Here is a 21,767-nt window from a genome sequence, read left to right on the forward strand (position 1 = left end):
CTGGCCGTGCCCCGCACCACCTTCTATTCCGCCTGGTAGGTCACATACATGATGATGGCGGGTGTCTTCACATTGAGCTTTCCCGCATTCCCGGTGAGCTCCTCCTCGTAGTACCGGAGATCCCCGGTACGCGAATCGAAGGCGAGCGTGTGTTTCGTCGGTAGGCCCCCGTAGCCGGAGTCCACTGAGAACGCCTCCCCCGGCCTGCCGGCGCGATCGGTCACCTGTCCCCGGTACTCGATCTTCTGAACACCTATGAGGGAGCGGAGCAGCGCTGCCCGCTGGGCGGCTGAGAAGCGTGTGGTCAGGAATCTCTCCGACACGGAGTCAAAGGTCTCACCTGGGCCTGCAGACTCGTACCCGAGCGCGAGCCACCGGCGCATACCGGCCGGATCAGTCGGCGGCTCCTGACCGCGCGCGTCCGTCGCGGCCGCCGGACCCGACGAACCCTCGTAACGCTGCGTGGTGTTGCCCACCGCTCCCGCTTCCTCCCAGGTCTCACGCTGCTTCGCGTTCTGGAACCTGGGCTTGACGGACTCCACCACCCACTTCAGGGAACCATCAGGCTTCTTCCAGGTAGTCCGGCGCTCAGGGATCACGGCAGAGGTCACCTGCACACCGTCGATGCGTGTGGACAGCGACCAACTCTCCTGCACAAAACGCTCCGTACCTTCTCCGCCGCTCCCGGTGGGCAGCTTCTCGGTGCGGGCCGCGATCTCCTCCAGGACCTCCGCGGCCGGCCGGTTGACGCCGCTGTACGCGAGCTTCATCGGCGTCACGGCATAGACGGGTTGGGCCGAGGTTCCCTGGAGATCGACGGCGACGACCGCGAGCACGGAAGCGGCGGCAAGGAACGCGCCGCCCAGCAGCCATGTGCGCTTTTGCCCCTTCAGCCGTCGAACCTGAGCCGTATCAAGACGCTGCTGCTGGAGCAGGCCCTCCAGGAATGTCTCGTCAGGCTCGTCAACATGCCCCCGAGCGGGGTCCAGCGATCGCAGTCGATCCTCAACTTCACGCATCTGCACCACCCCATTGACTCTTGCGCGACTGCCACACGGTTGCACCGCTATCGACCGAATCCCGCGACGAGGCCGCGGCCAGATGGGAGCGAAGCCTCTTGCGCGCCCGGTGCAGCCGCACTTGATAGGTCGCCACGCTGCAGCCGATGACCTTCGCCGCGTCCGACGGGGCCATCTCCTCCCAGACCATCAGCCTCAGAGCCTCCTGGTCCTTGTCGCTCAGTCTCTCGAAAGCGTCGGCCAGCTGTAATCGTTCGATCACAGCGTCCGAGTGGTCACCCGCGCTGTGGTCGGGCCCGTTCTCCAGCAGCGTCGTGAGGCTCAGTCGTCTGCGTTCTGCGCGATAGGCATTGGCCAGCGTCCGACGTGCGACCCCGTACAGCCAGGGAAGCGGCCGTGCGGCCGGCAACTCGTCCCATCTGCGCCACGCGATGGTGAAGACCTCCGCCACCACTTCGGCCACCTGATCCGTATCGATGCGCCGCCTGACATACGCGCTGATGTCGCCGTGGTGGCGGCGGTACAGCGCCGTGAAATCCTCTTCAGCGATGTTCTCGTTCACATCCCCTCCGCCTCAGTAGATGTCCCGGTGGCCGCAGTTCTTACAGGATCGGACGGAGAAAACGGCCGAACCCCCAGCGGGCCCCCTCCAGAGTGCCGATCCATGGCAGGACGGATGTGGCCCAGCGGACTCGTGCGATCCGGGGATGAGGGGACGCGCCAAGGGTCCGAAGTCCCAGGGGCTTGATCGGGTGAGCGAGGATGGGGTCAGGGAAGATCCGTACCGGAAGGAAGAGCCGATGGTCCGCGACGATTCAGTGCTGCTGCGTACCGAGGGCCGCGCGGCGTACATCACCCTCAACCGCCCCCGGGCGCTCAACGCGCTCACCCATCCCATGGTTCTGGCCATCGGTGCGGCCCTGGACGCGTGGGAGAAGGATGACTCCATCGCCACTGTGGTGATCGCGGGCGCCGGGGAGCGGGGGCTGTGCGCGGGAGGTGACATCCGGGCGATCCATGCCGATGCTGTCGCCGGCGGCCGTGCGTCATGGGAGTTCTGGCGGGATGAGTACCGGCTCAATGCCCGTATCGCCCGGTTTCCCAAGCCCTATGTGGCGCTGATGGACGGCATTGTGATGGGCGGTGGGGTCGGGGTTTCGGCGCATGGTCAGGTGCGGATAGTCACCGAACGGTCGACCGTGGCCATGCCAGAGACCGGGATCGGCTTTGTGCCGGACGTGGGCGGTACGCATCTGCTGGCGCGGGCACCGGGCGAACTGGGCACCCATCTGGGGCTCACCGGCCTTCCGATCGGAGCGGCCGACGCCCTGCTGTGTGGGCTCGCTGACCATTTCGTACCGTCTGAGCGGCTTGCTTCGTTCAGCGCCGCACTCGCGCATACGGATGTCTCCGCTCTGGTCGTCCGGTATGCGGGGCGCGCACCCGAGGGTGAGTTGGCCGGGCATCGCGAGTGGATCGACGCCTGTTACGCGGATGACTCGGTGGAGTCGATCGTGGATCGACCCCACGGCCATGGCCACCCGGCCGCTGAGGACGCCGCCCGAACGCTGCTCACCCGGTCGCCCACCTCGTTGAAGGTCACCCTCGCCGCCCTGCGTCGAGCACGCGCCCTCGGGGCGCTGGAGCCGGTGTTGGACCAGGAGTTCCGGGTGTCCTGTGCCGCGTTCGCATCGCCCGACCTGATCGAGGGCGTACGGGCTCAGGTCATTGACAAGGACCGGAGGCCACGCTGGTCACCAGCGACTCTCGCCGAGGTGACGCAAGCGGATGTCCAGCGCTTCTTCACCTCGCTGGGCAGTCGTGAACTGGGCTTGTCCCACGTCTAGGACGAATCGCCCGCACACCTTCGCCGCCCTGTTCACAGAGGTTCACCACCCGCCGGACCGGCTCAAGGCCCAGGCTCCGGCCGTCGAATGGCCATGGTGACGCTCCCCTAGTACAGCGGGCGCAGGAGCAGCAGCGCCGTGTCATCGGCTCGTTCGCCGGCACTGCCCACCGGGCCGGTCAGGTCGTCGGCCAGGGCTTCGAGTGAGTCCCCGCCTCCTTGGCTGAGTCGCTCGGCCAGCGCCGCGATGGCATCGTCGACATCGATCCCGGGGAGTTCGATCAGACCGTCGGTGTAGAGCGCCAGCACTGATCCGGGAGGCAGCGGCACCGTGGTGACGGGGTAGCCGCCCGTGGGGTCGACCCCGAGAAGCGGACCTCCCGCCAGTTCCAGAACGCTTACCCGGCCGTCCGGTTCGCGTAGCAGCGGTGGCGGGTGGCCGGCGCGGGCGATGAAGGCACGGTGTGACGCGAGGTCCAGATGGAGGTAGATGCAACTGGCGAGCAGATCGCCTTCCAGATCGATCAGCAGCCGGTTGGTGGACCCCAGAACCTGCCCCGGTGGCTGGCCGACCGCGGTGTACGCCCGTACGGCCGTGCGTACCTGGCCCATCAGTCCGGCCGCGGTGACGTCATGGCCTTGGACGTCACCGATGACGGCGGCCGCCATGTCCCCGATGGGGACCAGGTCGAAGAAGTCGCCACCGATGTCCATGCCCTGGGTGATCGGCAGATAGCGGGAGGCCGCCTCCAAGCCGCCGAGGGTGGGCAGGGAACGTGGGAGCAGCGCCGCCTGGAGACCGTGGGCGAGACGGTGCTTGGCGTCGTACAGCAGGGCGCGTTCCAGTGCTTGGGCGATCAATCCGCCGAGGCTGGTGAGGACCGCCCGTTCGTGCGGGGAGAAGGGGTGCTCCTGCGCATAGCCGAGTACGCAGGTGCCGACGGGACGCCCGGAGGCAACGAGCGGCAGGTAGGCCCAGGCGGCCATGCCGTCGGGGGTCGCGTGGCGGACGGGGTAGGCGTGTTCCAGTTCCATCCGGGAGGCGAAGAACGACGGCACACCGGTGGCGAGCGTCTGGGTGCCGGGAATCCGCGCGGTGAGCGGGGTGCCATTGAACCGTTCCACTATGTAGCGGTCCTGGTAGCCACGCTGGCCCAGGACGCGCAGACGTCCGTTCTCGGCTGCCAGCATGGCCAGGGCGCTGCAGCCGAGCGCGGGCATGATCTCGTCGGCGACCAGTTCGATCACTTCCGAGACACCGACCGCCTCGGTCAGGGCACTGGCAAGGCTCAGGATGTGGGAGATCGTGACCAGCCGGGTGGATTGATGCGGCGAGGCCTCGGCCGATGGGGTGCGCACCGCTTCACGCGCCGGGGTGATCCGTACGGTGATTCCGCCGCGGCCGGGGTGCAGGCGGAAGGCAAGCCAGCTGCGGGGCGGTCGGAGCGCGGTGAAGGAGGTTTCGTGCTGGCTCATCATGGCCGCGCGGTAGCGGTCCTCGAACAGCGGGTCGTCGAGCCAGGGCAGTGCTGTCCAGAGCAGCTTCCCCAGCAGTCCCGAAGGGGGTACGCCGAGGAGTTCGGCGGCGGCGGGGTTGGCGTAGGTGAGTCGGCCGTCGACGTCGAGTGAGCAGATGCCGTCGGGGAGTCTGGCCAGGGTGCGGACCGCCTCGTCCGTCGGGGCGACGGCTGTGTCGTCGCGGACGTCGGGAGGGAATTCCGGGAGGATGGTTCGCCCCTTCTCGGCGGTGCGCCGAAGGTTGATCGCCAGCCGGTCGCAGGCGGCGGTCAGCCGCTCACGCTCGGCGCCCGAGAGCTGTCGGGGGTGGGTGCTGGGCCAGGTGACGTAGACGGCGCCGTATGTGGTGTCCGCGGTGGCGATGGGGAGCGCGGCCAGGCAGTACGGGTAGGGCAGCACGATGGCGATCCTGGGGAAGCGCTGGGCCATCTCCTCCTCGCCGGAGACCCAGACGAGTCGCCGCTCGCGTATGGCGACCGCTACGGGGATGGGCGAGGAGAGCGAGAGCCGTTCCCAGGGTGCGGAGAAGTCCCGTGGCAGGCCCGCTTTGGCGGCCATCTGGAGGATCTGTCCCCCCGGGCTCTCGGAGAGCAGATAGAGCCCCCCGGACTGGGCCTGGACATCGTCCAGCATCTCGGCGAGGGCGAGCGAGAGCAGCAGCGGGGAACCCTCGTCGCCGCGGCCGGAAGGTGCCGCCTCAGAGGCACTCGGCCCGGTCAAGGGGAACCACCTCCTCCGCAGCGCTCATCACCAAGGCTGCCCGTTGTGGTGGGTTCTCGCACGGTGGGGATACGGGACGGCTCGGGGATACGGAACGCGACGCGGCTGCCGGACGCCCTTTCCAGGCCGCACCGGTCGTCTTCCGCTGGGCCGATCGGGGGCGGACGGGCTGACGGGCAGGGCGGCGGGCCAGCGGATTTCAGCTGGACGCGATGGCGGGGACCAGCGGTTTTCGGGGAAGCCCGCCCCTGCTCGTGCGAGGGCTCCGGCACGCTACCCAGTGTGTCGGCTCCCCCGGCGGGTGCGTGAGGCCAGGGGGACCCGCGGGCGCTGGTCGTTGTGCGACGACGCTCTCCGTCTCCATCGGCGCGCCGGGGGCGGCCCGCCCGCTGCCCGCACTCTGCGCGGCCACCCGGACCTCGGCATGTGCCGTGACGCCGTTCACCGTCACCGCGAGGTCCACATTCCCCGGGCGCAGCGCCGTGAGTCGGCCCGTGGTCGGGTCGAAGGTCGCCAGGTGGCGGGGGCGGGCGTCGCCGGCCTTCCCGATGTGCAGGCCGGGCGAGCCGGTCCAGTCCGCGCTCATCGGATAGGCAACGGGAGTCCTCCGCGTGCCCTGCGCCGCTGTGGCGCGCGCTTCGCCGCTCGCACCGGGCGGTAGGGCGGCCGGTGCGTCGATGGTCAGTGAGTCGACGTGGGCCCGGATCTGGACGGAGAGCCAGTCGGGGCCACTCGTCCAGGGCCGCCGCCGAGCGGTGAGCCGTTCCCTCTGGCTCACCCGGTCGACGCCGACGAGCGACCACCCCGTGAAACCGCCCTCATCCACCGGGCCGGCAGGTGTCTTCCCGGAGTTCCCGTTGATCAGGTAGGGCACCCCGTTCACCCGTTCCGCGTGGAAGACCCCGACATGGCTCCCGATGAGTGCCGCGCCCTTGCCGGTCCTACGGCGGAAGTCAGCCAACCAGTCCTCGATCAGCGCGGCTTCCTTCCGGTCACCGAGCTGGCTGGCCCGCTGCGGGGTCGGATCGCGGGGTGGGACGTGTTGGACGACCACCACGGCGCCGACACCCGGGTCCTTCGCCGCCGCCGCCAACTGTTGGTGCACCTCCCTGATCTGGGAGAATCCGCCACCGCGCAGGCTGAGGCTGGAGGTGTCCAGGGTCAGGAACCGGGTTCCGCGATGGTCGAACGAGCGATGGGCGGGGCCGAACTCGGCGATGAAGTCGTCGATCCGTCCGCCCATCACCTCATGGTTGCCGGGCACATAGTGCCAGGGGACGTCCGCGCCGAGTTCCTCGGTCAGGATCTTTCGGGCGAAGGCGAGGTCCTGGGGGGAGCCCTCGTCGACGAGGTCCCCGTTGATGATCAGGAAGTCGGGATGCGCTGACTTGATCTCCCGCAGGGTACGACGTGCCTGCGAGACGATGGGACTCGCGGGGTCACGGGCGACGAACTGGGCATCGGACATCACCGCGAATCGCCAGTCCCTGCCTTGGGTCCCGGCCGCGGTGTCGATCAGCGGATCCGTGACGCGCGGCCGCGCGGGCAGCTCGACGGCGGGCGGCACCTGGGCGGTGAGCCCATCGATCGCCAACTGGCCCCGGTACTGCCTGGCGGCCGCGGTCTCGGCGAGGTAGAAGCGATGCACCGACAGGGGGGTGGCGGCCTGCTGGGGTACGGGGAAGGACACCTGCCGCCAGCCGGTCCAGGTGATGTGGGGACCACGCAGCAACTGATCCGAGCCGGTGGCGTCCTTGAGGTGGAGGGTCGGCCAGGCGCCTTGTGCATCACCCTTGATCCAGAGGGTGAAGGACTGCGGCTGGCCGGGTACCTCGATTGGGCGCGGCGGGTTGGCGTAGGCGGCGCGGGTCGCGGTGGACCCGGTGAAGTCATAGGTCAGTTGGAGGCCGGTGCCGTCGCGGCCGTCGGGGGTGGGAGCTACCGCGCCGCGGGCGCGCGCCTGGCTGAAGGTCCATGTCCCGGCGTCATCGAACTCGGCGACGGATTGCGCGGTGTGACCCACGCCGACGGCGAGGACAGTGGTGACGCCGTCGACCGTGGCGGTGATCCGCCCGGCTCCGCCGCCGGTACGGGAGGTTACGACGAAGCGGCCGTTGTCACCGGCGCGGACGTCGAAGAGGCCACGGTCGTAGTGGAGCGCGACATCGGCTGGTTCCACCGGTGCGCTGTTGCCCTGGGCATCGAAGCCGATGATGCCGAAGCCGCCGAAGGCCGCCGGGTCCGCCAGCGAGACCCGCCGGGTGGTGGGCTCGATCCGGGCGAGCGCGCCAAGGACGGTCAGATCGACGCTGCCCTGGGCACCGGCCCGTTCGGCCCGTACCCGAACCCGGCCGCTGTGGTGGGCCCGGAAGACACCGTCGGCATCGACCTGGCCGATCGCCGGATGGAGGGAGCGCCACCGCGGTGTGCCGGCGGCCGGGCCAAAGGTCTCGTCGTGTCCGGCCGCGTCGAGTCGGCGGCTGAGACCGGGGAAGACACGGTCGGGGTGGCCGCCGGCGACCGGGTCGGCGGTGGGTGCCTGGGCGGCGGCCATCCGGGGGGAGAGCCGGTAGCCCCGTAGGGTTCCGCTGCCGTCCGGTGCGGTCAGGGCGAGTCCGTTGGGAACCGTGCGCTCGCTCCCGTCGGACGGGCTGTTCTCCACTCTCAGTTCGTCGCCGCCGACCGGGCGGGCGAGGAGGGTGGAGGAGCCGCCGCCATCGAGGTTGAGTGCGTTGTGGGCACCGGCCCGCTGGAGCATACGGCCGAGTTCGGTGAGGGTGACACCGGCGCTGTCGGCCTGCCGTCCGTCGATGGTGATGATCTGCATGGTGCGGCCGTCGTGGGAGAAGCCGACCGCGGTGCGTGGTGCCGCCGTGTTGTTGGGCCGTCCCTCGTGGTTCTGCGGTACGCCGTCAACGACGAGGAGTTCCCGGCCGCCGACCGCGGTACGCGGCACCGGTCCGCCGTCGGTACGCGGACGGTAGGTCCAGGACACGGGGTCTCCCGGGCGTAAGGCGGCCAGTGTCCGCGCGCCCACTTCCCGGCCGACGAGGACGGTGGAGCCCGACGCGATGGGGCCTTGGCCCGGTCGGGCGGCGATGGAGATCACCTTCCCGTCCCGTACGACCACCTCGGCGACCGCGGTCGCCCGCTCCACGGTGAGGGCGCGGTCGGCGTCTCCCCAGGACGCGGTGTAGGCACCGATGCCCTGGGCGGGGACATCGGCGGCGTTGTACGCGGTGAGGGGGTGGTTGCCTGTCGGCAGGGTGAGCGTGCCGTCGAAATAGAGTTGAAGGACGCGTCCAACGCCCCCGGGCCCGATACCAACGGCTCGGTGGGTGCCGAGGACGGGCGAGTGGGTGATCCGCCCGTCGCGGATGCCCGGCCCCTGCGGTGCTCCGGTCTGGTTGATGTCGAAGAAGTCCGCGTTGACGGCGGCGGCAGTACGACGGCCCACGCCTGGATCATGGTGTGCGGCGAGCCGCGAGAGGGTGTCCCGGTCGGTGACTCTGGCTGACGAGAGATAGTCCGCCGTCACATCGCCGCGGTGGAGGTCGACAGTGAGGGTGTCGACGCGCAGCCATCGACCGGGCTCAAGCCGGTCGTAGGAAGTGAGCCGCAGGCCGGGAGCAACGGGGCGGGATGTGCGGGCGATTTCGATACCGTCGGGATCGGCCGTCGCGCGGTTGGATTCGGTGGAATCCGCGGATGAACCGGCGGGCGGCGGCGCGATGGGCCGCAGCACCTCGGTGGGTCGTTGCGGATGAGGGTCGGGGCTGGAGTCAGCGGTGGCCGGGGACATGGCCGTCGCCCCCAGTGCGGCGAAGGCCGCGATCAGCACGACGGCCCGTCGTGCTGTGCTGCCTGGGTCCATAACGCCTCCTGGATCACGGCCGGTCGCGTATCTGCGGGCCCAGTCCGGGAGTCAGCATCACGGGAGCGCTCCCGGCCGCACCAGCGACTCAGCGAAAGATCAGGCGAAAGGACGTAAACGGCCGCGCCAGGGAAGCGATGCCGGCCCGAGGTATATCCCGTAGTCCCCTGACGCCGTCGCCGCGCTACTGTTCCGAGGCAGCGCGCTCGATGGGCGTACATGGCCCACCGGTTCGGTCGCCATGTCCGCGATCATCCGATGAAAGGGGCCGTCGATCCGGGCCTGCGCGAGCACATCGAGGAATTCACCGGCCGGCAGTGCCGGATCGACGCAGCGGGCCCCTACTCGCCGTGCGGCGAGGGAAATGAGCACCCTCATGGGATGCTCATGAGACGAGCTTTCAGGGTGGGCCTCGCACGACCTCTACCGGAAGTGGAAACCTGGCGGGGGTTTTGCCGGCCGAGAGCTGCTCCGCCCAGGATTGCAGGACGGCCCTCAGACGGCATCCTGCATTATTTCGCGCCGCAGCCGATCGCATGAATTGGTGATCAGCCGGGATACATGCATCTGTGAGATTCCCAGGTCCTCAGCGATGCGGCTCTGAGTCATATCGCGGAAGAACCTCATGTAGAGGATCCTCCGTTCCCGCTCGGGCAGTTGCCGCAGCCGTGGCTTGACCGCCTCCCGGTCGATGACCGCATCGAGCGCGGGATCCGGCCCGCCCATGGCGTCCGCCAGGGTGAAGCCGTGGTCACCGCCCTGCGGTTGCGCATCCAGGGAAAGCGCGTTGAAGCAGCCGATGGCCTCCAGGCCGGCTCGGACCTCCGCCACGGTCAACCCGGCACGCTCGCCGATCTGCGCTTCGGTGGGGGCGCGCCCGGGGAAGACCTGCAGCAGCTCACGCTGGGCGGCGCGAACACGATTGCGCTGGTCTTGGACCCGGCGAGGCACATGGAGGCTCCACATATGGTCCCGGAAGTGGCGCTTCACCTCGCCGGTGATGGTGGGCACGGCGAAGCTGATGAAGGCGCATTCGCGCCTGGGGTCATAGCGGTCAACCGCCTTGACCAGACCGAGCGCCGCGACCTGGCAGAGGTCCTCCCATGTCTCGCCGCGATTCCTGAAGCGGCTGGCGAGCCGCTCAGACACCGGCAGCCAGGCGCTCACCAGACTCTGCCGCAGGGCTTCCCGTTCTGGCCCGTCGGGTAGATCGACCAGCCGGGCGAAGGCCGCGTCGGTGTCGGGGGTGTCGTCGTGTGGGCGACTGCTGTTCGCATGTGTGCGCATCATGTACGCCACTCCCTCAGGCGGTACGGACGGATGATGGCGACCGCGGAGGTTGGATCGGTTTACTTGCACGTGTTTACATCTTTTTACGTCTGTTGCGTCAGGGATCTTGAATTACTCCGCGGGCGTACCTCCGGTCCGAAGCACACAATTCGGCTGCCCCCGAACCCCTACGCCAAACGTGAGGGTTTCTCGTCGAGATCTTCCCGGTTGCGGGCATGGCGGGAATGAATGTGGGAACCCGATCTGCCGGAGGTAAAAAACTATGGTTCCGATTCTTCTTGTACTACTGCTCGCACTGCTTCTGTTCGGTGTGGGATTCGCCGTGAAGGCGCTGTGGTGGATTGCGGTGGCCGTCCTGGTCATCTGGTTGCTTGGATTCGCCATGAGGAGCACCAACGCCTCGGGCGGGAGGTCGCGCTGGTACCGCTGGTAGCCCCTGATGCGGAGAGGGGGGAGGACAACCTCAAGGTTGTCCTCCCCCCTCTCCGCATGTCCGATCCGCATCTTCGACCGGCCCATCCGCTCTCCCATCCGATTGAGCGGAGCCCCGCCATCCTCCTCTGTGGGGAATCCCCTGACGTAGAACCTGACAGGGAAAGGACAGAGAAAGGGCAGAGAAAATCCCCGCAGCTCGGCGGGGACATCTCACTGAAGTCAACTCGTAGGCCGCAGCAACTCCGCTGAAGGCGGGGGCGTATGGCTTTGGAGCCCGCCCGTATGCCCGGGTGGCATACGGTCAGACTCCGTGCGGCGGAGGGCTGTTGTCGGTGCCCTCGCCCAACGCCGCGGCCAGACATCCCCATCCTCAAGGGAATCGGCGCAAGGGAATCAATCAGTACGGACGGTGGCCTCGCTCCTCGTCAATGATCGGGGTCGAAGGCGGCACCACGACTCGGCGACGCTTGGCGATACTGGTGAAGGTCACAACCCCGATGATTCCAACGGCCATCAGAATCAGACCGATCACATCGAGGTTGGCGCCCTTCATCTCCCAGTCGGTGGCGAAAGTCAGGATCGCCCCGACGGCGATCAGGATGATGCACCCTCCCAGGCCCATAGGTCTCACCTTCCTGTGCGGGACGTTTGATTCTTCGCGGGTACCCAGGGTGTGAGCAATCATTCCGGTGCCGCTGGCTCTCTCTGGTCGACCGCCCGCTACGCGCTGGCTGGCGCATGACGGGGACGATCAGGGGTAGTGCGAGCGACAGCGGCTTTCCCGAGGACGTAACGGGAAGGACGACTCCTTGCGGGTGGCATCGAAGAGTGCTGGGCCAACGGGGTCACCGATCCGGAGCAGTCACTCAGGGATGAGCGCGTGGTCGCGTTGGTGAAGGACGTCTTCGCGGCGGATGGGCCCGTTGCTGTCCTGTGCCGTGCACCGTGGAAGCCGATCGAGGCGGATGCGCCCGGTGGTCGTAGCATGGCCTCATGGCCGAACCTGCGGACGAACATCCCGAACGTCGGCGGTGACTGGCACGACAAACCAGTGACGGTGTGTGACCGCGAACGCCACCATCTGAACCAACGGCCGCAGGCCGGCCGGCCTCAAGGCCTTCACCAGCACCTTCACCGCAGAGTTCACCAAGGCAGCAAACGGCTAACTCTCGGCCCCGCCAAGGCGCGCCTGCGCTACCGCACCGGCGCAGTGGAGTCACACTGCAAACGCCGAGCCGGACGCCTTGCGGGCCCTCAAACGCCGCTCACGGGGGCTGGTGACGGTGTAACGCCCCCGTGGGCGGCCCTTCCAAGCGCCCCTCAGACCAGTGCGGGATGAGGGGCGCTGGTGTTCTGGCGCGCGAACACCAGCGCACCGCCCATCCGGGCGAGCCGCGGGGTGGTTCACGACGTCGGCTTGCGCGGCGTCCGGGCGCGGGCCCCCTCACGTGTCCTCCCCGCCGAGACACGACGGTCCGGGTGACGGCGTAGATACTCCTCTTCCAGCTCGGCCATCCGGGTGGTGTGCGCTGAGAGCGCGGCCGAGGAACCGTGCAGCAGTGTGTCGTGCCTGCTGCGGTGGATGTTCTCCAGCTCCCGGATCAGTTCCTGGTCCCCCAGGCGCGCGGCTTCAATGCCCCGATGGTGGTTAGCAGCCTCTGTCATATCGGCCGTACTCCTTCCCTCACCTCTGCCCATACCCGGACAGAACCCTTCCGTCCCGCACCACCATGCAGTCCCCGAGACCAATCTCGGTGTCAGACGCTCGGATACGGGTAGTCGAAGGGTTCGCCGCACCATCCGGCATTCTGAAAGGAAGTTATGCAACTCCACCGGGTCATCGTCCACGCACCCTTCGGTAGCAGAGGCCAGGGCCACCACTCCGTCGGGTGGGCAGCGACTCGCGAGTTCGCGGGGGTGAAGGCAGGATGAGGGTGGCCGCTTCCTCGGCCGGGCGTCTCGTCCCTCGGCCCACGGCACATGTCGGGGGCGTGCCAAGACCCAGACCTCAGGACACGATCGCGATGGCAGAGAAGGCAGAACCGGCTCCGGGCATGGCATCGAGCGCGGAGGTCATCGGCGCGCCGTGCTGGGTCAGCCTGATGGCACGCGATCTCCAGGCTTCGCAGGAGTTCTACGGCGCTGTGTTGGGTTGGTCCTTCCATCAGGGCAAGCTCGGCGATGAGTTCAGTGTGGCCTATCAGGACGGTTCTCCCGTCGCAGGCATCGGCGCACTCGCTCCTCGACTTCAGATGGCCATTTCCTGGACGCCCTACTTCGCCGTGGCCAATGTCGATGTGTCCGCCTCGCGTATCCGCGAACGCAGTGGCACGGTCGCCGTGGGACCGCTCGCCTTCCCCCTCGGGCGGGGAGCGCTCGCAGCGGATCGCGACGGCGCGGTGTTCGGTATCTGGGAGGGCGCCAGGATTCCCGACTGGCAGTCCGGCCATAAGAACGCCCCTGCGTGGCTGCTGCTGCGTACGCGTAGCGCCTTCGAGGCGGCGATCTTCTACGGGGAGGTGCTGGACTGGGCGAGCGAGCATCCCGGGTGTTGCGATGTGCGCTACGAGGACGGCGAAGTCGTTCTGGTCAGCCATGGACATGTGCTGGCCCGGATCAGTTCGGGGGCAGAGGGCGCAGCGCCTGATCCCATGGTGCGCCCGCGTTGGGACGTCCACTTTCCCGTAGACGACGTGGATGCCACGACTCGCGCCGCCGAGGAGCGCGGTGGCGAGGTACTCGATCGGCGTATCACCAAGGCGGGAAAGCCCGAAGCCGCGCTCCGCGACCCGGACGGCGCCCTCTTCACCATCACCGAGCGGCTCTGACCAGCGGTGATACCGCTTCGCTCGGCGCCTTGCACAGACGCCGAGGGGCGCGGATTCCGGCAGGTCAACGTCCCTCGGCACATGGGCGTTCCGCCTGGCGGTGTCTTGGTGTGTGTGCGGGACAGCAGGAGCGGTTCAGGGATGCGCAGTCTCCCGATCGAAAGCAGTTGCGCTCAGGGGAACGGGGGATGACCTCGATGAACGGCAGCAGGCAGGACAGGACCTCGGGAGCCCTGGATGGCCCCTGAGGCAGCGCGGCACCGTCAGGGGAGCGAGCGCATGGGAGGCATGGCGTCCGCCCCGGCCCATGCCATGAACCCCCTGGCGGTCACGGAGTGCGCTGGTGGACGGGACACCGAGCGCGATGTCGGACTCAGCGCGGATCAGCTACGCGAGGAGATCGCAGGATTACGGAAAGCGATGGCCTCGCATCCCATCATCGATATGGCCCGGGGCATCATGATGGCCACGGCCTCGTGTACTCCTGAGGAGGCCTGGCAGATGCTGGTCCAGGTCTCACAACGCAGCAACGTCAAACTCCGCGACGTCGCACGACACATCGTCGCGAGCACCCACGGCCCGCAGCCTCCGTCACCGGTACGCGCGGCACTGCGGGCGGTGTACACCGCCAGAGCCGGGCGTGGCGGATGACCCTCGCCCCCGCCGGCCCTCGCCCGACACCGGCCCGTGTCCGCCAGAGCGTTCGTCAGCTGCCGAGTCGCCGTTTGAGCTGGGCCTTGTTCATGGCTGACCTGCCGTCGATGTTCCGGCGCCGGGCCTCCGCGTAGAGCTGGTCGTAGGTGGAGCCTTCGGCTCCGCTGTGCGAGCGTTTCCCACCGCGCCGTGACGACGAGACATCGTCGATCGAGCTCTTGCTCGCCGTACGGGATTCACCGGCTCGTGCCCGCTCCTTGTTGACCGTGCGGGCGGCGATCTCCGCTGCCTTCCTCGGGCTCTCGCCGCGGTCCACGGCGCTCTCCTTGATGTGTTCGTACTGGCGCTCCCGCTTGGGGCTCGAACCGCGAGGCATGGCGTTTCCTTCCCACGGGCCGTCTGTGGTGAGCGGCTTTCCTGCACCGCTCTTCAGCACTCTTCCCGGTGTACCGCAGACCAGTGCCATCCGCAGCCTCGCTGGGCGCCGCTGACCCGGCACACCAAACTGATCGGCAGGAGTCAACACAGGAGTCACAGAGCACGGAAGCGCGCACGGTGGCACAGAGCGGGCTGACGCAGCGGAGTCACCGGTTTCACCGCTCGTCCCGGCGGTGGTGGTGATGCCGAGAGGCCTCCCGCAGCGCAGCCGCCTGCGCGCGGGCCTGCTCCCGCTCACGGCGCCCGCGCTCCTTCAGCTCCTCATTGCGCAGGGCGATGCCGTCGGCTTCCTTCTTGCTGCCCATCGCCTGCTTGATCTTCGCCTTCACCCAGCCCATGAGTGTCGCCTTCCCTGACGGGGGTGTGTCGGTGGTCATTGCCTCAAGCCCGGCCCCGGGGCGCCCGGGCCGTACGGCACGTACTCGACCCGACCGTACGACTCCCAGCGCGCTGAGGCGAACGGGGCGGTACGGGCGGTCAGTGACGCTCCCTGGGAGCCGTCTGACCCACCCTGCCGAGGGCCGCCCCGCATCGCGCGAGCGCGGCCCTGTCATGGGAGGCCACCGCCGAGCAGGGCCTGGCGATGGCCTCTGACGGCAGTCCACGGGATCCGGCGACCTACCTCAGCCCGTGCCGCGGGGGCCGCTGAGGTCGCCCGTGATGTGGGGTGCGGCAGCGATCTCCGCCCAGACGACCTTGCCGTCCCCAGCGGGGGTGGAACCCCAGCGGTGGGTGAGCCGTTCCAAAACGATGAGCCCATGGCCACCGGGCAGGGAAACCTCCCGTGGTCGGGGCCTGGGCGGCTTGGGGCTGCGGTCCGCCACCTCGATGCGCACACAGCCCGAGGTGTGGCGCAGCACCAACTCGGTGGGGCCATCGGCATGCAGACATGCGTTGGTGACGAGTTCGGAGACGATGAGGAGCACGTCGTCAGCGCGCTGAGCGGCCTCACCCACCGCCGGGGTCCACCCCCAGTCGGCCAGTGCCCGGGAGGTGAAGTCCCGGCAGCGGCTCACCACTCCTCTGGTCCCGAACAGCGCCAGCCGTCGGGTCTGCCCCTGTCCGCGGACGTCTGTGCCCATCAGCTCCTCCGCTATGACTGCCGCCGATCCGCCAGAGCCGCGTCCAGGCTGTTGTGAACCTGGAAGACGGTGTCTGCGCCGGTGATGTCGAACATACGGGCCACCTGGGGCTGAAGCGCGGACAGTTCCAGTCCGCTGCCCGCCTCAGCTGCTTCGATCCGGGCGCGCAAGAGGACGTTGAGTCCGGTCGAGTCACAGAACTCCAGGCCGGCGCAGTCCACGACGATCCGGCCCGGTAGGGCCTTGACTCCTTCGTTGAGCGCATCGCGCAACGGCTCGGCCGTGTCGTAGTCGAGTTCCCCCGCCAGCACCAGTACGAGTGTGCCGGCGACGGGTCGCACCTCGATGCCGAAGCGGCCCGTGGCCGCCGCTTCCCCTTCCCGGGGTTGCCCAGAGACTCCCGACACCATGGGTCTCTCCCTCCTGACCTGTGTCCGGCGACCCGGAAGCGGGTGCGCTCGCTGTGGTGGGCAGAGGCGGCCGCCCGCCATCAGCTGTTCCTTCGTCCGGGTGCTTCCGGATGTCCCCACAGTGCCCGCAAAAGACCAAGCGAAACTCCTGCTGGCATGAGAAGTCTCGGCCTCGACCACAGGTCGATGTCGTGGTGGCTGCCGCCGTCCTGCGAAAGCCCGCCCGCGACACTGCCGACGGCGGTCCCTGGGAGGCCGTCGAGAACCCTTTCGTTCCACCCTCGGGGCCGGTCAGCGGGTGCCCCGTACATCAGGGAGGGCGGTCGAGCCGCGCCGGCACTCTGGTCGTGGGGGTCGGTCCGTACCTCCGCGCCCGGCCCCTACCGTCACCGCTCATGGATGCCTCCCGAGCGGCGGCGACCTTCCGTCCCGGCCGCGACAGGCCAATCGCGGACGCCCCATCGAACCCGAGGGACCGGGTGGTCCCTCGAACGGACGGCGCTAGCGCGCCTGAGGGCGTCGCCGTCGCTTGGTCAGCGCCCACTGCCGGATAGCAGCCATTCGGGGGTACCTCTCACGCTGCTCCCGCGCGCTGCGGTCCAACTCCTCCATCAGCCGTCGGGAGCGGTGTTCAGGGTCGAGTTCATCGAGAATCCGGTCGATCTCGGTGAGCAGCGCACCATGCAGTTGCCAGTGGCTGGGATGCCGCTGTACGTCTTCGAGCAGGAGGTTGGCCGTTCGGTCCCGGCTGATGGCGGCGGAGGCCAACTCCCCGGCGAGTCGGTCCTCGGCCGCCTGTGCGCTCTCGCTGACCTGTGAGGTGACGAGGACGGCAAAGCTCACCAGCGCGTCGGCGAGATGGGCCAGGAGCTCATGGAGGGAACGGGCGACCTCGGGGGAGAAGAGGACTTCATCACCCCGCTTGCGAGCCAGGTCGGTCATCGTCCGGGCCAGCACCCGCAGGACCACCGCACAGATCTCCAGGGTGTCCAGACCCGTGCGCAGCACCACCCGGTTGAGAAGCCCCTCCTTGACCCGAGGGTTGAACCTCAGGCTGTCCTCGGCCTGCCTCAGTGCCGCGTCCACCTCGGCAACGTCATTGTCGAGCCTGCGGGCCTCGTGCAACCGAGCGGCGGCCGTCTCCACCGATACGTGGTCGCTCAGTTCCTCACCCATGCGCAGCAGTAGTTGTCGCATCCAGCGGGACAGATCGGCGATGGACTCCCCCGCCGTCCCGACCCAGACCGGTGGCACGAACAGCACGTTGAACAGCAGACCCACCACCGCGCCGATGAGGGTTTCCAGCACCCGGTCCCAGGCCGTGTCGGCCACCCGGGTGACCCCGAGGACCAGCATGGCGCTGATGGCCACCTCGGGCACGAACTCAACGACGCGGACCATGTACCCGACGATGAGTGACGCCAGGATGATCAGCCCCAGGCTCCACCAGCTCAGTCCGACGAGCAGACTGAAACCGCTGGCGATCAGCACGCCTGCCACCACGGCGTTCACCCGGCGGATGCCCGTGGTGATGGTGGAGTAGAGCGTCACCTGCACCACCAGCAGGGCGGTGAGCGGCGCGGTGAGGGGCGCGGGTTCGCTGCTCAGCCAGAGCGCGACGACGTAGGCGATAGTGGCCGCCGCCGTGGAGCGCAGCGTCTGGGCGACCGCGGGTTCGCTGCGATACCGTCGGATGAGGTCCGCCAGTCGGCCTTCGGCCGGCCGGGCTTTAGCCACGGGCGGACGCGTGGGCGGGGCGGGCGGGGGCCGGTGTGTTCTCTGCTGGTGCGTCCGGGCACGCTTTCGCCCTCCTCACCAAGGGCTCTTTTGTCATGTTGCTCATAAGTACTGCCGTTCCCGTTGGGGCTGCCATGAGCACGTGTGATCGTGGTTTTCCAAGGAATGCACAAGATCGTGATCGCCGTCGTGGGCCATCTGGAGTCCCTTCGGGACGGCCGAAGGCCAGTTCACTGCCTTGGGAGAAGCGGGCCGAGTGGGCCCAGATCGATGTTGAGATCGCCTGGTTCCAGACCGAACTGCTCCCGGAGGGTCTCCATACGGTCCTCCAGCAGCATGAGCGTCAGCCCGATGCGTTCTTCCTGCTCCTCCGTGAGCTCGCCGGTGTCGGCGCGTCGTAGCGCCTGACGCTCCATGAGCTGACGCAGCAGTTCCACCACGGTGAGGACGAGCTGGGCGAGATCGCGTTCCACCGTGTCAGGAGCGAGATCCAGGGCGCGATTCCGGCTCATGGGCCAACCTCCCAGGGCGATGGCACTTCCGCCGATACCGAGCTGATGAGGGCCTTGAGATCGATCCGAACGAGATCGACATCGGCGATCCGCAGGGTGAGGTCACCACTGATCACCACACCGCCCGCCAGCAGGCGATCGAGTAGGTCGACCAGGGCCACCTGGCGTTCGGCGAGGGGATCGGAGCCGGTGCTTGTCATCGGCGCTCCTCCCGCTCCCCCACGACATCGCCGTCGGAGGCGTCGACCTCGGCGAAGGGGTTGTCATCAGAGGGGTCTTCGGTGAAGGAGTACGGAGCCCAAGGGCCGGTCACCTCGCCGGACATCCCCGGCTCATCGGGCAGTAGCCGGTTGACCGCGCCGATGAAGTCGGCGCTGTCGTCCCGGGGTACGAGGTAGGCGGCGTTCAGAATGTTCTGCCCCGAGGCCCCGGAGAGCTTGGCCTGTTGCGGCCGGTGCAGTCGGGTGGCCTGCGCTCGACTGGTGAGTTCCGCGTGAAGAGCACGGGCCACGACCGCCGCCGACTGCCAGGAGTGCTCCTCCTGCCGACGTTCGCCGAGCCGACGACGGAGGAAGTCCCGACCCGTACCCGGTGCCTGGTCGGTGGAGGCCCGCAGGCGTGTGGGCGCCGGGGAAGACACCTGGGAGGCGGGGACGCGGGCGTAGACCTTCACGCCCCACTCGACACGCCCGTCGAGCCGTTCCAGCGTCCGTACGAAGCGGTCGTTTCCGGCTTCGAGCAGTCGGCGCACACCGCTGTCGCCCCGGCAGATGGTGGCCAGCCGCAGCGGCAGCGGAGAACCGACCGAGACCAGGGTGGCGACCACCGCCTCATGGGCGCGCGCGGTGTCACTGAGCCAGTCGATGTCCTCCAGCCGCTCCTTGAGCGGGCCCGCGTCGAAGTCCGTCGCGGGAACGTCGGAGACCACGGCGGCCAGCTCGTGATGGCGCAGCTGATAGGGCGAGCTACCCGCGACCCCGACCAGATCCTTGGGCAATGCGGCGCCGAAGGGCCTGGTGACGGCGTAGACATAGCGCAGCTCGTTCACGCGGACTCCTTGGGTGCCGGTTCCCCGGGTGCCGAGCGTGCGGGCTCCAGCTCGGCTATGCGCTGGCGCAATCGCTCGTTCTCCGCGGCGAGTTCCCTGTCGCGTGCCCCCATGGACAGCTCGGGGTCGCGCTCCCACCAGTCGATGCCCATCTCCTTGGCCTTGTCGACGGAGGCGACGACCAGCCGCAGCTTGATGGTGAGGAGTTCGATGTCCAGCAGGTTGATGCGGATGTCACCCGCGATCACAATTCCCTTGTCGAGCACCCGTTCGAGGATGTCGGCGAGGTTGGCGCTGCCCCCCTGGGAGGAGTACGGGTCGGGGAGGCCGTTGGAGAGGCTCATCGGCGGTCACGGTTTCCTGCCCGCGCCGGTTCCCGGTCGTCCTCGGACTCGTCGTACTCTTCCTCCGCCTCCTCTAGGTCCTCCATTTCCTCCGCTTCATCCGCTTCATCTGCCTCATCGGCCCCATCCGCTTCGTCCGCTTCGTCTATGTGCTCTTCGTCAGCATCTTCTTCGGCGTCTTCTGCGTCTTCTGCGTCTTCTGCGGCGTCTTCCGGCTCATCCTCAAACTCACCCGGCTCCTCGTCGTACTCCTCGTCGTATGCGTCCTCGTCGCCGTCCTCGCCGTCCTCGCCGTCCTCGCCGTCCGCTGCCTCATCGTCCGACCCGTGCGCGGACGCCCCGCCCTTGGCGTCGGCCTCGTCGGGAGCGTCTTCTTCAGCCTCATCGGCGAGGGCGTCATCGTGGCTCAGCACCACCTCGCCGTCGCGGATCTCACCGCGCCAGCCGTCCTCGACCTCGCCGAGGAGGGAGATGTGACGGGCGTAGTTCTTGAGGTCGAGCCGGGCCCTGCGGCCCTGGGCGCGCCAGATGTTGCCGGTCTTCTCAAAGAGCCCCTTGGGGTAGTACTCCAGGACCAGGAGGACCCGGGTGAGGTTGTCGCCGAGAGGATGGAAGGTGACGACGCCCTTGGTGCTGCCCTTGGCGCCCTCCGACGTCCACTGGATTCGGGAGTCCGGTATCTGCTCGGTGGTACGGGCCTTCCAGCTACGGCTGGACCAGAAGACCTTGACCTGCCAGTCCGACGAGGTGTCATCGGCCGCGGTCGCACTCCTGACACCCCTGGCGAACGAGGCGAAGTCCTGGAAGCGGGTCCACTGGTCGTAGGCGGTACGCACCGGGACGCCGACGTCGACGGACTCAAGGATGACGACCGGGTGCTTACCCCCACCGCCCTTGGAGCGCTTTCCGCCCAGACCCTTGAGCGCGTCGGTGGCCTTGTCCTTGAGCTGCGAAGCACCCGCCTCGATGGCGCTGCGGACGGGTCCCTTGCCCTGGGCGGCCTTGCGTCCGCCCTCCACGGCCAGTCGGGCGAGGCCCGGGCTGCTGCCGTCGGCGATGCCGTTGAGCCGGGTCGTGGTCTTGCCGAGCAGGCGGCCGGTGGATGCCAGCGCCTGCTCAGCACGGGCCACGAGATAGCTCTGGGCTTCTTCCTTCAGCCGGCTCACCGCTGGATTGTCGGCGCTCAGGAGACTTGTCTTCTCAGCCACGGGTCCGGTCTCCCTTCGGTGCGGCCTTGCGAGGGGCCCTCTTCTCGGGGGCCCGCGCCGTCTTCTTCGCGGGGGCCCGCTTCGCAGCGGGCTTCTCCGGGCGCCGTGCCGGCCGCGCCGCCTTCTCCCGCTCGGCGGGGGCGTCTTCGGACTCGTCATCGGCGTGGTCTTCGAGGTCTTCGCGCTCCTCGTCGTCCGCACTGCTCGGGGAGTCGTGCTTCTCGCCGTTCGAACCGGAGAGGGCGTCCTTCACCCGATCCTGTACATCCGCCGTCCGGTCGTGCAGTCGGTCGGCGAGTCCGTCGAGATGCCTGCTGACGAAGGCTCCGGTGGCGGCCTTGCCCACCCCGCCCAGATCTGTGCGCAGCTGCTCACCTACCGCCTTGAACTGCGGATTGTCGCGCAGTTGATGGGTGATGAACTCGCCCAGGGCTCCCGGGTTCAGATTCAGCCGCTTGCCCGCCACCATCGTGCCGACGGCAAACGCCAGTTTTGCCTTCTTCGTACGCCCGAGCACATATCCCGCGCCCACGGCGAGGCCAAACGCCAGCCTGCTGTTCATTGTCCCTGCTCTCTGTTCTGCGAAATCTCCAGCCGGTCGAGGAGTTCGTCCTCCCGGCGGTCGAATTCGTCTTCGTCCATCTCGCCGGCCTCGAACTGCTCTGCGAGGCGCCCGAGTTCGCCCTGGATCGTCGCGGGGTCGTAGTACTGCCGCTCCGCCTCGTCCACCACCTGACGCAGCACCCAGAGGGAGCCGCGGGCGGGGGCCGCGGGCAGGAGCAGCAGTTCACCGATCAGGCCCAT

Annotated in this window: 25 protein-coding genes; 5 read left to right on the forward strand and 20 right to left on the reverse strand. The window is 68.3% G+C overall.

What is annotated here, in order from left to right:
* Positions 1-23: 23 nt before the first annotated feature.
* Together NBG84_RS20410 and NBG84_RS20415 are read right to left on the reverse strand one after the other, a co-directional pair.
* Positions 24-1,019, reverse strand: a complete 996-nt coding sequence (locus tag NBG84_RS20410; RefSeq protein ID WP_250920967.1) for a CU044_5270 family protein — start codon at positions 1,017-1,019, stop codon at positions 24-26.
* Positions 1,012-1,581: an RNA polymerase sigma factor gene (locus tag NBG84_RS20415; RefSeq protein ID WP_250920968.1), complete on the reverse strand. Its 570-nt coding sequence runs from the start codon at positions 1,579-1,581 to the stop codon at positions 1,012-1,014. The genes NBG84_RS20410 and NBG84_RS20415 overlap by 8 nt, the downstream gene beginning before the upstream one ends.
* Before the next feature lie 238 nt (positions 1,582-1,819).
* Here NBG84_RS20415 and NBG84_RS20420 point away from each other — a divergent pair, with 238 nt between their 5' ends.
* A complete protein-coding gene (locus NBG84_RS20420) occupies positions 1,820-2,866 on the forward strand; it encodes an enoyl-CoA hydratase/isomerase family protein (protein ID WP_250920969.1) in 1,047 nt (348 codons plus the stop codon).
* 107 nt (positions 2,867-2,973) lie between these two features.
* Here NBG84_RS20420 and NBG84_RS20425 read toward each other — a convergent pair whose 3' ends face one another.
* From NBG84_RS20425 to NBG84_RS20440, 4 genes are all read right to left on the reverse strand, one after another.
* Positions 2,974-5,016, reverse strand: coding sequence for a SpoIIE family protein phosphatase (locus NBG84_RS20425; RefSeq protein WP_250921099.1), 2,043 nt, complete (start codon positions 5,014-5,016; stop codon positions 2,974-2,976).
* A gap of 286 nt (positions 5,017-5,302) precedes the next feature.
* Positions 5,303-8,977, reverse strand: a complete 3,675-nt coding sequence (locus NBG84_RS20430; RefSeq protein ID WP_250920970.1) for a phosphodiester glycosidase family protein — start codon at positions 8,975-8,977, stop codon at positions 5,303-5,305.
* Between the two features lie 99 nt (positions 8,978-9,076).
* Positions 9,077-9,355, reverse strand: a complete 279-nt coding sequence (locus NBG84_RS20435; protein ID WP_250920971.1) for a hypothetical protein — start codon at positions 9,353-9,355, stop codon at positions 9,077-9,079.
* Between the two features lie 117 nt (positions 9,356-9,472).
* A complete protein-coding gene (locus NBG84_RS20440; protein WP_250921100.1) occupies positions 9,473-10,264 on the reverse strand; it encodes a SigB/SigF/SigG family RNA polymerase sigma factor in 792 nt (263 codons plus the stop codon).
* Positions 10,265-10,529: 265 nt separating this feature from the next.
* Between NBG84_RS20440 and NBG84_RS20445 the strand changes: the two genes are divergently transcribed.
* Positions 10,530-10,700 carry a hydrophobic protein gene (locus tag NBG84_RS20445; RefSeq protein WP_250920972.1) on the forward strand — a complete coding sequence of 57 codons (171 nt, stop codon included), beginning with the start codon at positions 10,530-10,532 and terminating at the stop codon, positions 10,698-10,700.
* Between the two features lie 399 nt (positions 10,701-11,099).
* Here the strand turns inward: NBG84_RS20445 and NBG84_RS20450 are convergent, their stop codons facing one another.
* Positions 11,100-11,324: a DUF6458 family protein gene (locus NBG84_RS20450; protein ID WP_250920973.1), complete on the reverse strand. Its 225-nt coding sequence runs from the start codon at positions 11,322-11,324 to the stop codon at positions 11,100-11,102.
* A gap of 198 nt (positions 11,325-11,522) precedes the next feature.
* Between NBG84_RS20450 and NBG84_RS41580 the strand changes: the two genes are divergently transcribed.
* Complete coding sequence (locus tag NBG84_RS41580; protein WP_425608672.1) at positions 11,523-12,041, forward strand: DJ-1/PfpI family protein; 519 nt, start codon at positions 11,523-11,525, stop codon at positions 12,039-12,041.
* A gap of 65 nt (positions 12,042-12,106) precedes the next feature.
* Here the strand turns inward: NBG84_RS41580 and NBG84_RS20455 are convergent, their stop codons facing one another.
* Entirely contained in the window at positions 12,107-12,367 is a 261-nt protein-coding gene (locus NBG84_RS20455) for a DUF6158 family protein (RefSeq protein WP_250920974.1), read from the reverse strand.
* 359 nt (positions 12,368-12,726) lie between these two features.
* Between NBG84_RS20455 and NBG84_RS20460 the strand changes: the two genes are divergently transcribed.
* A complete protein-coding gene (locus tag NBG84_RS20460; protein ID WP_250920975.1) occupies positions 12,727-13,530 on the forward strand; it encodes a VOC family protein in 804 nt (267 codons plus the stop codon).
* 237 nt (positions 13,531-13,767) lie between these two features.
* Positions 13,768-14,181 carry an ANTAR domain-containing protein gene (locus NBG84_RS20465; RefSeq protein ID WP_250920976.1) on the forward strand — a complete coding sequence of 138 codons (414 nt, stop codon included), beginning with the start codon at positions 13,768-13,770 and terminating at the stop codon, positions 14,179-14,181.
* Positions 14,182-14,236: 55 nt separating this feature from the next.
* On the opposite strand, the gene NBG84_RS20470 is transcribed toward NBG84_RS20465, so the two are convergent.
* From NBG84_RS20470 to NBG84_RS20525, 12 genes are all read right to left on the reverse strand, one after another.
* Positions 14,237-14,560, reverse strand: coding sequence for a plasmid stabilization protein (locus NBG84_RS20470; RefSeq protein WP_250920977.1), 324 nt, complete (start codon positions 14,558-14,560; stop codon positions 14,237-14,239).
* Between the two features lie 217 nt (positions 14,561-14,777).
* On the reverse strand, positions 14,778-14,999 hold the full coding sequence (locus NBG84_RS20475; RefSeq protein WP_250920978.1) for a hypothetical protein: 222 nt from the start codon (positions 14,997-14,999) through the stop codon (positions 14,778-14,780).
* A gap of 246 nt (positions 15,000-15,245) precedes the next feature.
* Positions 15,246-15,704, reverse strand: a complete 459-nt coding sequence (locus NBG84_RS20480; RefSeq protein ID WP_250920979.1) for an ATP-binding protein — start codon at positions 15,702-15,704, stop codon at positions 15,246-15,248.
* Positions 15,705-15,715: 11 nt separating this feature from the next.
* Positions 15,716-16,114: an STAS domain-containing protein gene (locus tag NBG84_RS20485; RefSeq protein WP_250920980.1), complete on the reverse strand. Its 399-nt coding sequence runs from the start codon at positions 16,112-16,114 to the stop codon at positions 15,716-15,718.
* Positions 16,115-16,615: 501 nt separating this feature from the next.
* The gene (locus NBG84_RS20490; protein WP_250920981.1) at positions 16,616-17,851 is read right to left on the reverse strand and encodes an FUSC family protein; all 1,236 of its coding nucleotides are present in this window, start codon (positions 17,849-17,851) and stop codon (positions 16,616-16,618) included.
* Between the two features lie 230 nt (positions 17,852-18,081).
* Complete coding sequence (locus NBG84_RS20495; RefSeq protein ID WP_250920982.1) at positions 18,082-18,363, reverse strand: gas vesicle protein K; 282 nt, start codon at positions 18,361-18,363, stop codon at positions 18,082-18,084.
* Positions 18,360-18,563 carry a gas vesicle protein gene (locus NBG84_RS20500; RefSeq protein ID WP_250920983.1) on the reverse strand — a complete coding sequence of 68 codons (204 nt, stop codon included), beginning with the start codon at positions 18,561-18,563 and terminating at the stop codon, positions 18,360-18,362. Before NBG84_RS20500 ends, NBG84_RS20495 begins: the two co-directional genes overlap by 4 nt.
* The gene (locus NBG84_RS20505; protein ID WP_250920984.1) at positions 18,560-19,411 is read right to left on the reverse strand and encodes a GvpL/GvpF family gas vesicle protein; all 852 of its coding nucleotides are present in this window, start codon (positions 19,409-19,411) and stop codon (positions 18,560-18,562) included. The genes NBG84_RS20500 and NBG84_RS20505 overlap by 4 nt, the downstream gene beginning before the upstream one ends.
* Positions 19,408-19,755 (reverse strand): gas vesicle protein, encoded by a 348-nt coding sequence (locus NBG84_RS20510; RefSeq protein WP_250920985.1) that lies wholly within the window; start codon positions 19,753-19,755, stop codon positions 19,408-19,410. The genes NBG84_RS20505 and NBG84_RS20510 overlap by 4 nt, the downstream gene beginning before the upstream one ends.
* Complete coding sequence (locus tag NBG84_RS20515; RefSeq protein WP_250920986.1) at positions 19,752-20,963, reverse strand: SRPBCC family protein; 1,212 nt, start codon at positions 20,961-20,963, stop codon at positions 19,752-19,754. The genes NBG84_RS20510 and NBG84_RS20515 overlap by 4 nt, the downstream gene beginning before the upstream one ends.
* Positions 20,956-21,525: a DNA primase gene (locus NBG84_RS20520; RefSeq protein WP_250920987.1), complete on the reverse strand. Its 570-nt coding sequence runs from the start codon at positions 21,523-21,525 to the stop codon at positions 20,956-20,958. The genes NBG84_RS20515 and NBG84_RS20520 overlap by 8 nt, the downstream gene beginning before the upstream one ends.
* The gene (locus tag NBG84_RS20525; protein WP_250920988.1) at positions 21,522-21,767 is read right to left on the reverse strand and encodes a gas vesicle protein GvpG; all 246 of its coding nucleotides are present in this window, start codon (positions 21,765-21,767) and stop codon (positions 21,522-21,524) included. The genes NBG84_RS20520 and NBG84_RS20525 overlap by 4 nt, the downstream gene beginning before the upstream one ends.

The organism is Streptomyces albipurpureus, from assembly GCF_023701525.1.
In the GTDB taxonomy this organism is placed as follows: domain Bacteria; phylum Actinomycetota; class Actinomycetes; order Streptomycetales; family Streptomycetaceae; genus Streptomyces; species Streptomyces albipurpureus.

What these genes read in the sequence shown, in the direction of transcription:
- NBG84_RS20410 (WP_250920967.1), bottom strand. Translation starts at nt 1,019, where the DNA reads ATGCGTGAAGTTGAGGATCGACTGCGATCGCTGGACCCCGCTCGGGGG.
- NBG84_RS20420 (WP_250920969.1), top strand. Translation starts at nt 1,820, where the DNA reads ATGGTCCGCGACGATTCAGTGCTGCTGCGTACCGAGGGCCGCGCGGCG.
- NBG84_RS20425 (WP_250921099.1), bottom strand. Translation starts at nt 5,016, where the DNA reads ATGCTGGACGATGTCCAGGCCCAGTCCGGGGGGCTCTATCTGCTCTCC.
- NBG84_RS20430 (WP_250920970.1), bottom strand. Translation starts at nt 8,977, where the DNA reads ATGGACCCAGGCAGCACAGCACGACGGGCCGTCGTGCTGATCGCGGCC.
- NBG84_RS20435 (WP_250920971.1), bottom strand. Translation starts at nt 9,355, where the DNA reads ATGAGGGTGCTCATTTCCCTCGCCGCACGGCGAGTAGGGGCCCGCTGC.
- NBG84_RS20440 (WP_250921100.1), bottom strand. Translation starts at nt 10,264, where the DNA reads ATGCGCACACATGCGAACAGCAGTCGCCCACACGACGACACCCCCGAC.
- NBG84_RS20445 (WP_250920972.1), top strand. Translation starts at nt 10,530, where the DNA reads ATGGTTCCGATTCTTCTTGTACTACTGCTCGCACTGCTTCTGTTCGGT.
- NBG84_RS20450 (WP_250920973.1), bottom strand. Translation starts at nt 11,324, where the DNA reads ATGGGCCTGGGAGGGTGCATCATCCTGATCGCCGTCGGGGCGATCCTG.
- NBG84_RS20455 (WP_250920974.1), bottom strand. Translation starts at nt 12,367, where the DNA reads ATGACAGAGGCTGCTAACCACCATCGGGGCATTGAAGCCGCGCGCCTG.
- NBG84_RS20460 (WP_250920975.1), top strand. Translation starts at nt 12,727, where the DNA reads ATGGCAGAGAAGGCAGAACCGGCTCCGGGCATGGCATCGAGCGCGGAG.
- NBG84_RS20465 (WP_250920976.1), top strand. Translation starts at nt 13,768, where the DNA reads ATGGCCCCTGAGGCAGCGCGGCACCGTCAGGGGAGCGAGCGCATGGGA.
- NBG84_RS20470 (WP_250920977.1), bottom strand. Translation starts at nt 14,560, where the DNA reads ATGCCTCGCGGTTCGAGCCCCAAGCGGGAGCGCCAGTACGAACACATC.
- NBG84_RS20475 (WP_250920978.1), bottom strand. Translation starts at nt 14,999, where the DNA reads ATGACCACCGACACACCCCCGTCAGGGAAGGCGACACTCATGGGCTGG.
- NBG84_RS20480 (WP_250920979.1), bottom strand. Translation starts at nt 15,704, where the DNA reads ATGGGCACAGACGTCCGCGGACAGGGGCAGACCCGACGGCTGGCGCTG.
- NBG84_RS20485 (WP_250920980.1), bottom strand. Translation starts at nt 16,114, where the DNA reads ATGGTGTCGGGAGTCTCTGGGCAACCCCGGGAAGGGGAAGCGGCGGCC.
- NBG84_RS20495 (WP_250920982.1), bottom strand. Translation starts at nt 18,363, where the DNA reads ATGAGCCGGAATCGCGCCCTGGATCTCGCTCCTGACACGGTGGAACGC.
- NBG84_RS20500 (WP_250920983.1), bottom strand. Translation starts at nt 18,563, where the DNA reads ATGACAAGCACCGGCTCCGATCCCCTCGCCGAACGCCAGGTGGCCCTG.
- NBG84_RS20510 (WP_250920985.1), bottom strand. Translation starts at nt 19,755, where the DNA reads ATGAGCCTCTCCAACGGCCTCCCCGACCCGTACTCCTCCCAGGGGGGC.
- NBG84_RS20520 (WP_250920987.1), bottom strand. Translation starts at nt 21,525, where the DNA reads ATGAACAGCAGGCTGGCGTTTGGCCTCGCCGTGGGCGCGGGATATGTG.
- NBG84_RS20525 (WP_250920988.1), bottom strand. Translation starts at nt 21,767, where the DNA reads ATGGGCCTGATCGGTGAACTGCTGCTCCTGCCCGCGGCCCCCGCCCGC.